This is a genomic window from Pseudomonas sp. GW821-FHT02H06, assembly GCF_059421525.1.
Genome location: NZ_JBWKVD010000001.1, coordinates 585,712 through 597,714 on the forward strand (window position 1 = coordinate 585,712; position 12,003 = coordinate 597,714).

General features: G+C 61.3%; 11 protein-coding genes. 7 read left to right on the top strand and 4 right to left on the bottom strand.

Features of this window, described 5'->3' with window-relative positions; all coding sequences use genetic code 11:
• Positions 1–117: 117 nt before the first annotated feature.
• The 3 genes from AC07VF_RS02745 to AC07VF_RS02755 are packed head-to-tail and all read right to left on the bottom strand — an operon-like array spanning position 118 to position 2,123.
• On the bottom strand, positions 118–735 hold the full coding sequence (locus AC07VF_RS02745) for a TPM domain-containing protein (RefSeq protein ID WP_423572276.1): 618 nt from the start codon (positions 733–735) through the stop codon (positions 118–120).
• A 27-nt stretch (positions 736–762) separates the two neighbouring features.
• Positions 763–1,560 carry a TPM domain-containing protein gene (locus AC07VF_RS02750; RefSeq protein WP_495008650.1) on the bottom strand — a complete coding sequence of 266 codons (798 nt, stop codon included), beginning with the start codon at positions 1,558–1,560 and terminating at the stop codon, positions 763–765.
• Entirely contained in the window at positions 1,560–2,123 is a 564-nt protein-coding gene (locus AC07VF_RS02755) for a LemA family protein (protein ID WP_420793016.1), read from the bottom strand. Before AC07VF_RS02755 ends, AC07VF_RS02750 begins: the two co-directional genes overlap by 1 nt.
• A gap of 342 nt (positions 2,124–2,465) precedes the next feature.
• On the opposite strand from AC07VF_RS02755, the gene bglX reads away from it, so the two are divergent.
• From bglX to AC07VF_RS02790, 7 genes are all read left to right on the top strand, one after another.
• Positions 2,466–4,763 (top strand): beta-glucosidase BglX, encoded by a 2,298-nt coding sequence (bglX, locus tag AC07VF_RS02760; RefSeq protein WP_495008649.1) that lies wholly within the window; start codon positions 2,466–2,468, stop codon positions 4,761–4,763.
• A gap of 43 nt (positions 4,764–4,806) precedes the next feature.
• The gene (locus AC07VF_RS02765) at positions 4,807–6,570 is read left to right on the top strand and encodes a sensor histidine kinase (RefSeq protein WP_495008648.1); all 1,764 of its coding nucleotides are present in this window, start codon (positions 4,807–4,809) and stop codon (positions 6,568–6,570) included.
• Complete coding sequence (locus AC07VF_RS02770) at positions 6,564–7,910, top strand: sigma-54-dependent transcriptional regulator (RefSeq protein ID WP_495008647.1); 1,347 nt, start codon at positions 6,564–6,566, stop codon at positions 7,908–7,910. The genes AC07VF_RS02765 and AC07VF_RS02770 overlap by 7 nt, the downstream gene beginning before the upstream one ends.
• Positions 7,911–8,129: 219 nt before the next feature.
• Positions 8,130–9,452, top strand: a complete 1,323-nt coding sequence (locus AC07VF_RS02775; protein WP_495008646.1) for an MFS transporter — start codon at positions 8,130–8,132, stop codon at positions 9,450–9,452.
• Positions 9,453–9,688: 236 nt separating this feature from the next.
• Positions 9,689–10,153 (top strand): hypothetical protein, encoded by a 465-nt coding sequence (locus AC07VF_RS02780; RefSeq protein WP_495008645.1) that lies wholly within the window; start codon positions 9,689–9,691, stop codon positions 10,151–10,153.
• Between the two features lie 406 nt (positions 10,154–10,559).
• A complete protein-coding gene (locus AC07VF_RS02785) occupies positions 10,560–10,883 on the top strand; it encodes a hypothetical protein (protein ID WP_495008644.1) in 324 nt (107 codons plus the stop codon).
• A 211-nt stretch (positions 10,884–11,094) separates the two neighbouring features.
• Entirely contained in the window at positions 11,095–11,718 is a 624-nt protein-coding gene (locus AC07VF_RS02790; protein ID WP_282366070.1) for a flavin reductase family protein, read from the top strand.
• Here AC07VF_RS02790 and AC07VF_RS02795 read toward each other — a convergent pair whose 3' ends face one another.
• Positions 11,719–11,958 carry a hypothetical protein gene (locus AC07VF_RS02795; protein ID WP_346627101.1) on the bottom strand — a complete coding sequence of 80 codons (240 nt, stop codon included), beginning with the start codon at positions 11,956–11,958 and terminating at the stop codon, positions 11,719–11,721.
• Between the last annotated feature and the right edge of the window lie 45 nt (positions 11,959–12,003).

Genomic DNA, 12,003 nt, shown 5'->3' on the forward strand with positions numbered 1-12,003 from the left:
CGCCTCGGGAGCGGAAATGCGAGGCGCTATTTTAGGCGGGTCGAGAGCGGTAGGTGCAATTAAATGACGCGGAGGGTCAGCAGAGGCATTTCCACGCGGAGCGCGGGAACGATCAGATCACCCCAACACCACTAACCGGTTTGGCAACTCGTTGCGCGCCTGGGTCACGGGCACCTGCTCGCTCAGCACCTCGCCGCACGAAGTAATGCACCCCATAAAGCCTTCCACAATCCGGCCGTCCTTTACCTGCCGGGTGAAGGTCTCGACCATCGAGCGCCAGACTTCGTTGTCCACGCGCCGGGCTATGCCGTCGTCGACGATGATCTCAACATAACGCTCGGCCTCGCTGACAAAAATCAGCACGCCGGTGCCATTGGCGGTGGCGTGCAGGTTCTGCTCAAGAAACTGCCGACGCGCCAGATTGCCCGCCCGCCAGTGCCGCACGCGAACAGGCACCAGCCGCGTGGTGATGCCCGGCAGCCGGCACACCAGCGCCACCACGATGAACGTGACAACCTGCACCAGCAGCAGATGATTGGCGCTGAGCCAGCCCGTCAGCAGGTTGATCAGCCCCGGTACGAGCAACGCGATGACCCCGGCCCAGATCAGCGGCACGTAGGTGTAGTCGTCAGCGCTGGTGGCCAGCACCGTCACCAGTTCCGCGTCGGTCTGACGCTCGACGGTCTCGATGGCGTGGGCAACCCGCTGTTGTTCGTCTTTATTGAGCAATGTCATGCAAGCAAACCCTTCCTGAGCGAACAACTACCAGCCACCGGAGGCACCGCCCCCGCCAAATCCACCACCGCCACCGCGCATACCGCCTGAGCCAGAGCCAGAGCCCCCGGAACCAAAGCCGCCTGAGCCGCCCAAGCCGCCCAAGCCGCCGGAACCGAGACCGCCAAAGCCGCCCCCGGAGCCGATGGACCTGCCTCGCCCGGAACGGGCGCTGATGTAACTGATGACCACGAACAGCACCAGAAACAGCAGGGTCACTTTCCAGTCGACGCCTTCGTCCTCGCTTGCCGCTGTGCTGCCGGTGGCGCCGACGGCGGGCTCGGCAAGGGGATCGCCGCCGAGCACCTGGACCATCGCCTCGGCGCCTTTGGTGATACCGCCGACGAAGTCACCCTGACGGAACGCCGGGGTGATGATCTGATTGATGATCACCGACGACTGCGCATCGGTCAGGCGATCTTCCAGGCCGTAACCCACTTCGATGCGCACCTTGCGCTCGTCCCGGGCGACCACCAACAGAGCGCCGTTGTCCTTGCCCTTCTGGCCGATGCCCCAGTGACGACCGAGCTGATAGCCGTAGTCCTCAATGGTCGAGCTCTGCAGGTCTGGCAATGTGACCACCACCACCTGCTCGGTGGTCAGCTCTTCATGGGCGCGCAGCATCTGTTCGAGATGCTCTTTGCTCGGGCCGTCGATCATCCCGGCGGTGTCAACGACGCGCCCGGTCAGCGGCGGAAACGTGAGGTCGGCTTGCGCCCACTGGGCAAATACGCCCACCGACATCGCCAGTAACGCGACCAGCACTCCCCGCCGCGCGCGTCCCATCAGAATTTCACTTGTGGCGCTTTGTCAGCGTCAGCGGCAGTGGCTTCGAAGTTCGGACGCACCGGCAGATCGCTGTACATCACGGTATGCCACAGACGGCCCGGGAAGGTGCGGATCTCGGTGTTGTAACGCTCGACCGCCGTGATGAAGTCGCGACGGGCCACCGCGATACGGTTTTCCGTGCCTTCAAGCTGGGACTGCAGCGCGAGGAAGTTCTGGTTGGATTTGAGGTCCGGATAGCGCTCCGAGACCACCATCAAACGGCTCAATGCGCCGGTCAGCTGACCTTGTGCGTCCTGGAACTGCTTGAGCTTGGCCGGATCGTTCAGCGTACTGGCGTCCACCTGAATCGACGTCGCCTTGGCACGCGCTTCGATGACTGCGGTCAGGGTGTCCTGCTCTTGCTTGGCGTAGCCCTTCACCGTTTCCACCAGGTTGGGGATCAGGTCGGCGCGGCGCTGATACTGGTTCTGCACCTGGGCCCAGGCAGCCTTGACCTGCTCGTCGTAGGTCGGAATGTTGTTGATCCCGCAGCCGGACAACAGGGTCGTCAGCAGCATCATCAACGCCAGTGACAATTTGTAACGACTGCCCCGGCTGTGGTCATAACGCTCTGTTTGCATGGCGTGCGTGCTCCCTGTACTCATCAATAGTTAATCCTGTCAGTCATGACTTTAGCCAAACCGGACGATCCCCGGCATAATCCCGCCCCATCGCGTTGTCGGGGCTCTGGATTGCCGGGCCACAATCAGATAAAACTCGTTGCGCTACTGATGCTCATATGAGGCAGGAGTTCAGCGGCGTTGCCGTCCTGACGACAATAAAAAACCAAAGGTTCGACACCTATAACAACGGCTGACCGGTATTACGTGCGAGTTGCCGGCAACGCCTTGAGAAAACCATTCATGAATAAGCTGTGTTTCCTGAGTCTCGTCATCGGCCTGGTCAGTCAGTCCGCCTGGGCCGAAAACGCCACCACTGGCGTTGGCCCCCCCTCCACGCTGCAAGCCAAGAATGCATTCATCGCCAACCTGATGAAGCAAATGACCCTGGAGGAGAAGATCGGTCAACTGCGCCTGATCAGCATCGGCCCGGAGATGCCCAAGCCGGAAATTCTCAAGGAAATCACCGCAGGCCGCATCGGCGGCACGTTCAACTCCGTCGTGCTGCCGGACAACCGCGCCATGCAGGACGCCGCCGGGCACAGCCGCAACAAGATCCCCATGTTCTTCGCCTACGACGTCGTCCACGGCCAGCGCACCGTATTCCCGATCAGCCTGGGTCTCGCGTCGACCTGGGATATGAACGCCATCACCCGCACCGGTCGCGTGTCAGCGATCGAAGCCGCCGCCGACGGCGTGGACATGACCTTCGCGCCCATGGTCGACATCACCCGCGACGCGCGCTGGGGCCGCAGCTCCGAAGGCTTCGGCGAAGACACCTACCTGGTGTCGCGCATCTCCGCCACCATGACCCGCGCGTTTCAGGGCACCAGCATGCAGGCGCCCAACAGCATCATGGCGGTGGTCAAACACTTCGCCCTGTATGGCGCGGTCGAGGGCGGTCGCGACTACAACACCGTCGACATGAGCCCGGTGCGCATGCAGCAGGACTACCTGCCGCCCTACCGCGCATCGATTGATGCCGGCGCAGGCGGCGTGATGATCGCGCTCAATTCCATCAACGGCGTGCCTTCCACGTCCAACGCCTGGCTGCTGCAGGATGTCTTGCGCAGGGATTGGGGCTTCAAGGGCGTTACCGTCAGCGACCACGGCGCGATCAAGGAATTGATCGACCACGGCGTGGCCAAGGACTTCCGCGAAGCCGCCAAGCTGGCGATCAAGGCCGGCGTCGACCTGAGCATGAACGACAAGGCCTACGGCGAAGAACTGCCGGACCTGGTAAAGAGCGGCGAAGTGTCGGTCAAAGAAGTCGATAACGCCGTGCGTGAAGTGCTCGGCGCCAAGTGGGAAATGGGCCTGTTCGCCAACCCGTACCTGCGCATCGGCGCGGCAGTGGATGACCCGGCCGACCGCAACGCCGAAAACCGTCTGCACCGTGCCGAAGCCCGCGACGTTGCGCGCAAGAGCGTCGTGCTGCTGAAGAACCAGAACGACACCCTGCCGCTGAAGAAGCAAGGCACCATCGCCGTGATCGGTCCGCTGGCCAAGAGCTCGATGGACATGATGGGCAGTTGGTCAGCGGCCGGGCTGGCGCGTCAGACCGTCAACGCTTATGACGGCATTGCGGCGGCGGTCGGTGACAAGGCCAAGCTGGTTTATGCACTGGGCTCCAACATCACCGACAACCAGCACGCCATCACTTACCTGAACAAGATGGACGACCAGATCGCCATCGACCCGCGTCCCGAGCAGGAGATGATCGACGAAGCGGTCAAGGCCGCGCAGCAGGCGGACGTGGTGGTTGCCGTTGTGGGTGAGTCGCGCAACATGTCCCACGAAGCGGCGAGCCGTGTCGACCTGGTAATACCGGGCCGTCAACGGGACCTGATCCGCGCGCTCAAGGCCACAGGCAAACCGCTGGTGCTGGTGCTGATGAATGGTCGGCCGCTGGCGCTGGGTGAAGAAAACGAACTGGCCGACGCCATGGTGGAAAGCTGGTTCCTCGGCACAGAAGGCGGCAATGCCTTGGCTGACGTGCTGTTCGGCGACTACAACCCGTCCGGCAAACTGCCGATGACCTTCCCACGCTCCGTGGGTCAGGTGCCAGCCTATTACAACCACCTGAACACCGGTCGCCCGTACCGCCCGAACGACTCGAACTACACCTCGAACTACTTCGAAGAGCCGACCAGCCCGCTGTTCCCGTTCGGTTATGGTCTGAGCTACACGCAGTTCAGCGTGTCGGACATCACCCTGTCGATCAACAAGATGACCCGCAAGGACAAGCTGACTGCCAGCGTCATGGTCAAGAACACCGGCAAGGTCGCCGGTGAAACCGTGGTTCAGCTGTACCTGCGCGACGTCGCCGCATCGATCAGCCGCCCGGTCAAAGAGCTGAAGAATTTCCAGAAAGTCATGCTGAACCCCGGGGAAGAGAAATCCGTGAGCTTCACCCTGACCGAAGAAGACCTGAAGTTCTTCAACCCGTCGCTGAAGTACGCGGCCGAGGCGGGCGAGTTCAAGCTGATGATCGGCCTGGATTCGGAGAACGTGAAAGAGACGACGTTCAATTTGCTGTAAGGCAGGAATCCGGGGCGAATGCGCCAGCCACTGAAAGGAGGTCATGCCCATGCCCCGTTCCGTCCGCCTTGTGCTCTATGTGTTGCTGATCTTCGCCGGTACCGTCATTGCGGCGACGCTGGCGATGCATCAGGCTCAGCGGCATGCCCTGGAAGACGACGCTGGCCGCTCTAAAGATCGGCTGGCGCTCTACGCCAACACACTGCAGACCCTGATCGAGCGCTACCGGGCTCTGCCGGCCGTTCTGGCCCTTGATCCTCAACTGCGGACGGCGCTGAGCGGACCGGTCAGCGCCGACACCACCCAGGCGCTCAATCTCAAACTGGAGCAGATCAACGGCGCTGCCCAGTCCTCCACCCTCGAACTGCTTGACCGCAACGGCCTCGCCGTCGGCGCCAGCAACTGGCGTCTGCCGAGCAGCTACGTGGGCCACAATTACGGCTTCCGCCCCTACTTCACGCAAACCCGCGCCACCGGTGTCGGGCGTTTTTATGCCGTCGGCGTGACCAGTGGCATCCCGGGTTACTTCCTGTCGAACGCGGTGCGCGACGAAGCCGGGCAGTTCATCGGGGCGATGGTGGTCAAGCTGGAGTTTCCGGACCTTGAACACACCTGGGCGCAAAACGATGACCTGCTGCTGGTCAGCGACGCCAAGGGCATCGTCTTCATCGCCAATCAACCGGGCTGGCGCTATCGGGCCCTGCGGCCGCTGACCGAGCAGGACCGCGCCGAACTGGCGAGCACGCGTCAGTACGACAAGCAGCCGCTGACGCCCTTGCATCAGGAGCTGCTGCGTACGTTCGGCGAAAACAGCCATCTCAGCCGTGTCGACGCCCCCAACGAGCAGACCGATTTCTTGTGGCAGTCAATGCCGCTGCCGACCGAGGGATGGACCTTGCACCTCCTGCGCAAACCGCAGGGCGCCAGTGAGGACGTGCGCAATGCCGGTCTCGCTGCGGCAGGCATCTGGCTGACACTGGTGTTTCTCGGGCTGTTTCTGTACCAGCGCTGGCGCCTTGGCCGCGTGCGCCAGCGCAGTCGCGAAGAGCTCGAACGCTTGGTCGAGGAACGCACGCGGGACCTGCAAACGGCGCAGGACGGTCTGGTGCAGTCGACCAAGCTGGCGGCCCTCGGCCAGATGTCCGCCGCCCTCGCCCACGAAATCAACCAGCCGCTGACGGCCCAGCGCATGCAACTCGCGACCCTGCGTCTGTTGCTGGAGCATGGCCGTGTCGATGACGCGTACAAGGCGTTGAGCCTGCTGGATCAGCAGCTGACGCGCATGGCCGCGCTCACCGGCCACCTGAAAACCTTCGCCCGCAAAAGCCCCAGCGGCCTGCGCGAGCGCCTTGATCTGGCCACCGTGGTCGATCAGGCGTTGCTGTTGCTGGACGCACGAATTCGTGAAGAGCGCGTCAGCTGCGTGCTCGACCTGACGCGTCCAGCCTGGGTGCGCGGCGATGCGATCCGGCTGGAGCAGGTCCTGATCAACCTGATGCGCAACGCCCTGGACGCGATGGGCGACAAACCCCTCAAGCGTCTGGAAATTCGCATCGACGCGCAGAGCGAGCATTGGAGTGTTTCGGTCATCGACAGTGGCGGCGGAATTGCCGAAGCGCATCTGGCCAACGTCTTCGATCCGTTTTTCACCACCAAACCGGTGGGCGACGGTCTGGGCCTGGGCCTCGCGGTTTCGTTCGCCATCGTGCATGAACTGGGCGGCCGGCTCAGCGCCGAAAACGTCAACAACGGCGCGCGGTTTTTCTTCTGTCTGATCCAGGCCCCGGAGGCCGACGCCCCATGCTGAACTCGGTAATCGTGGTGGATGACGAGGCGCCCATTCGGGAAGCGGTGGAGCAATGGCTCACGCTGTCCGGGTTCGAGGTGCGCCTGTTCAGCCGCGCCGAGGAATGCCTGGCGCAGCTGCCCGAGCACTTTCCCGGCGTGATCCTCAGCGATGTGCGCATGTCCGGCATGGATGGTTTGCAGTTGCTGGCCGAGTTGCAGCGGCGGGATCGCGACTTGCCAGTGATCCTGCTGACCGGCCACGGCGACGTGCCGATGGCCGTCGATGCCATGCGCGACGGCGCCTATGACTTTCTCGAGAAGCCGTTCACGCCGGAGACTCTGCTCGGCAGTTTGCGCCGGGCACTGGAGAAACGCGCGCTGGTGCTGGAAAACCGCGCTTTGAATGAACGGGCGGATAACCGCTCGCGTCTGGATGCAACGCTGCTGGGCATGTCGCCGACGATGCAGACATTGCGGCGGCAGGTCCTGGACCTCTCGCCACTGCCGGTTAACGTGCTGATTCGCGGCGAGACCGGCAGCGGCAAGGAAATGGTCGCGCGCTGCCTGCATGACTTCGGCCCGCGAGCGGACAAGCCTTTCGTTGCGGTCAACTGCGCGGCGATCCCGGAGCAGCTGTTCGAAGCCGAGCTCTTCGGCCACGAAAGCGGTGCGTTCACCGGCGCCCAGGGCAAGCGCATCGGCAAACTGGAGTATGCCCACGGCGGCACGGTGTTTCTCGACGAGATCGAGAGCATGCCGCTGGCGCAGCAGGTCAAGCTGCTGCGGGTGATTCAGGAGCGACGCATTGAGCGACTGGGCTCAAACCAGAGCATCGATATTGATGTGCGCATCATTGCCGCGACCAAGCCCGATCTGCTGGACGAAGCCAGGGCCGGGCGTTTCCGCGAGGATCTGGCATATCGACTGAACATCGCCGAATTGCGACTGCCACCGCTGCGTGAACGGCGAGAAGACATCCCTATGTTGTTCAGCCATTTCTCGCGGAATGCGGCAGAGCGCCTCGGCCGCAGCGCGCCGGTGCTGAGCGGTGAACAGCTGAGCCATCTGCTCAGCCACGACTGGCCGGGGAATGTGCGCGAACTGGCGAATGCGGCCGAGCGCCAGGTGCTGGGGCTGGACGGTCCCGCCGCAGAGGGCATCCCGGTGGGTCAGTCGCTGGTGGCGCAGCAGGAAGCCTTCGAAGCCCACTGCATTCGCTCGGCGTTGCGACGCCATCGGGGCGATATCAAGGCGGTCATGCACGAACTGCAACTGCCCCGCCGCACCCTGAATGAAAAGATGCAGCGGCATGGGTTGGTGCGCGAGGACTTTCTAGCGGAAGACAGTCCTACAGGATGATCGCGGGGTGTCAGTGGGACCGGCTTCAGCCGGGAAGAGAATGCGGCGATGAGCGGATTTTCGCTCAGGGATTTTAGACAACAAGCGGATTTCCGCTCATCCACCTCACGCCAAACCCTCTACTCCGGGGCTTTCAGCCTTTGGCACAGCTCCTGCTATCACTGTCGTCAGAACGCCTCGATGCGTTACTTCTAACAACAATGACCTGCAGGAAATCCCATGGCCATCCCCAATTCTGCCTCCCACGGAGCGGCTGCCACGCCAGTCGCCGAGAAAACCACCGGAAGTCGCCTGAAATCCATTTTCAGCGGTTCGGTCGGCAATATGGTCGAGTGGTACGACTGGTACGTCTACGCCGCCTTCTCCCTCTACTTCGCCAAAGTCTTTTTCCCCAAGGGCGACACCACTGCCCAGTTGCTCAACACGGCCGCGATTTTTGCCGTGGGCTTCTTGATGCGCCCCATCGGCGGCTGGCTTATGGGCCTCTACGCAGACCGCAAAGGCCGCAAGGCCGCGCTGATGGCGTCGGTGCTGTTGATGTGTTTCGGTTCGCTGATCATTGCTCTTACCCCTGGTTATGAAACCATCGGCGTCGGCGCCCCGATCATGCTGGTGTTCGCGCGCCTGCTGCAGGGGCTGTCGGTGGGTGGCGAGTACGGCACCTCGGCGACCTATCTCAGCGAGATGGCGACCAAGGAACGCCGGGGCTTCTTCTCCAGCTTTCAGTACGTGACGCTGATCTCCGGCCAGCTCATCGCGCTGGCGGTGCTCATCGTGCTGCAGCAGACGCTGACCACTGAACAACTGCAAACGTGGGGCTGGCGCATCCCGTTTGCCATTGGCGCGTTGTGCGCGGTGGTGGCGCTGTTCCTGCGTCGCGGCATGGAAGAAACCGAGTCGTTCACCCGCAAGAAGGACACACCCAAAGAAAGCCTGATGCGCACATTGATGCGCCATCCGAAAGAGCTGATGACCGTCGTCGGCCTGACCATGGGTGGCACGCTGGCGTTCTACACCTACACGACCTACATGCAGAAGTACCTGGTGAACACGGTGGGCATGAGCATCACCGACTCGACGACGATTTCTGCCGCGACGCTGTTCCTGTTCATGCTGTTGCAACCGGTGATCGGCGCGCTGTCCGACAAGGTCGGCCGCCGCCCGATCCTGATTGCCTTCGGCGTGCTGGGCACCTTGTGTACCGTGCCGATCCTCACCACCCTGCACACCATCCAGAGCTGGTGGGGCGCGTTCTTCCTGATCATGGCCGCGCTGATCATCGTCAGCGGCTATACGTCGATCAACGCCGTGGTGAAAGCCGAGCTGTTCCCGACCGAGATCCGCGCCCTGGGCGTCGGCCTGCCGTACGCACTGACGGTGTCGATCTTCGGCGGTACGGCCGAATACATCGCGCTGTGGTTCAAGAGCATTGGCATGGAGACCGGCTATTACTGGTACGTCACGGCCTGCATTGCGGTGTCGCTGCTGGTGTATGTGTTCATGAAGGACACCCGCAAGCACTCGCGGATCGAAACCGACTGACCTGAAACGGAGCTGTCGAGCAGCTTACAGAGGGCGAAAAAAGGGCAGCTCACTCACATGAGCTGCCCTTTTGCATTCGCAGGCGTGGCTAAGTGCATGAATAACGATCGCTTTTTGCAGTATCAATTTCAGCGATGATCGCTACTAATGCGATTGACTTCATAATAATTTTGAGGCGAGTAAAGTTCACTCCATACCGAGTTACCTACTAACTAAATCGATCTGGAGCAACTACCATGAAAACTAACAAACTGATCTTCGGCCTCGCTTTCTCCCTTCTTGCAAGCAGCGCCTTTGCACTTCCAGCCGTTGATGCGCACCACGCGGTGAATGCTGCGGTCGTTGCAGAAAACGGCTCGTCCCACACTAATATTGGTCGCGTCGCTGCTGACGGTTCTGACCACGTAGGTGCCAACCGCCTCGCTGCTGATGGTGCTGACCGCGTCGGTGCAAACCGCCAGGCCGCTGATGGCTCGGACCACGTAGGTGCCAACCGCCTCGCTGCTGATGGTGCTGACCGCGTCGGTGCAAATCGCCAGGCCGCTGATAGTTCGGACCACGTAGGTGCCAACCGCCTCGCTGCTGATGGTGCTGACCGCGTCGGTGCAAATCGCCAGGCCGCTGATGGCTCGGATCACGTAGGCGCAAATCGTCTCGCTGCTGATGGCTCGGACCATGTTGGTGCAAATCGCCTGAGCTGATACATCCATGACGTTCTCTCAGCCCGGCTTAATGCCGGGCTTAATTTTTCTGCGTTAAAAACCTGAAACCCTTGGTTTGACTGGGCGCATGGCGGATATCCATCGGAAACGCAGCAGCTTTCCATCCCAATCCTGCTAAGGCTCATGCCCAGCCGAGCAGCTACCCGGGCGCAGCGCTAGCAAACAAATGACACCCAAGTCAATAGGCAAATTCGCCATCACAAGCGAAAATTGCCCCATGTCAGCGCAAAAAGTTCTGCAACGCTTTAAAACCGGGCGCTCCAGCCCACTATCATTTTTGGCGATGGTCGTTACCAATACCGTTAACTTCAACTTAATCCGTACGCGCGTAATATTGGCTCCATTCCCAAATTAACTAATTATTGAACTTACTGGAGCAACATTCATGAAAACTTCAAATATTATTTTTGGTCTTAGTCTGTCCATCCTGGCATCGAGCGCATTCGCTCTGCCTGTTTCCGAACAGCACTCTGCAGTTAATGGCACTGTCGTAGCAGAAGGCGGTTCTTCTCACACCAATGCGTCGCACACCGGTTCTTATCGTCAGGCTTCCGATAGTTCTGACCACGTTGGCGCCAATCGTCTTGCCGCCGACGGCGCTGACCGCGTAGGCAACAACCGCCAGGCCGCTGATGGCGCTGATCACATCGGTGCAAACCGCCTGGCCTCTGACGGCGCTGATCGCGTCGGTGCCAACCGCGCCAGCTAATCGGTGCCCGCATCATCCCGCTGCATGTTTAGCGCTTCATGTTTCACCTCCTGAACTCCCTTTGTAGCCCGACGCTTGTCGGGCTTTTTTTTGCCCGGGGTTCGGAGGCTGCTGGAATCCTCACCCAATGCCTTGCACTATGTCGGCCTGCATGCCGCACATGCCCATACCTTGGCCGCCTCGCCGGCACACCCTCATTCAGGAACACACCATGTCAGACGATATTCATTTCTACGAACCGTCCAAAGGTCATGGACTGCCCCACGACCCGTTCAACGCCATTGTCGGCCCACGTCCGATCGGCTGGATCTCGTCCCAAGACGGCGAAGGCAAGCTGAACCTGGCGCCCTACAGTTTCTTCAACGCCTTCAACTATGTGCCGCCGATCATCGGGTTCTGCAGCATCGGTCGCAAAGACAGCCTGAACAATATCGAACAGACCGGGGAGTTCGTGTGGAACCTCGCCACGCGCAGCCTAGCCGAGCAGATGAACATGAGTTGCGCGGCAGTGCCGGCGGACGTGAGTGAGTTCGAGCTGGCTGGCCTGACCGCAGAACCATCGCGCATCGTTTCCGTGCCGAGGGTCAAGGAGACGCCGGTTTCGTTCGAATGCAAAGTGACGCAGATCATCCAGCTGCAACGCGCCGACAAGGAAGTCGTGCCGAGCTGGCTGATTCTGGGGGAAGTGGTGGCGGTGCATATCGCCAAGCGGCTGCTGAAGGAAGGTGTGTATGACACCGCAGCCGGCGAGCCCATCCTGCGCGGCGGCGGCCCGGCTGACTATTTCCAGCTGAGCGCGGAGTCGCTGTTCAAAATGTACCGACCAAAAGTCTGATCAATCCTCGGCGAACACCAGTTCGCCCTCTGGCGTGACGTCGGCGAGCCGCTCCAGCTCTTTGACGGCGGCGTTGTCAGCGGCGAGCGCGGTAGGGAATTTCTGTTCGGCGAGCACGCGGTGAAAGGTCGGCGCACCGCCCATGACCCGGGCCTTGACGGCGATTGCGGCACTGTAACCGTCGTCACCGGGGACTGCGGCCGAGACGGCTTCGTGGTGCTGGAATTCTTTGCGTGCCATGGTTCGACGCCTTGCCTGGAAAAATGAAGGCGAGATTTTAAACGC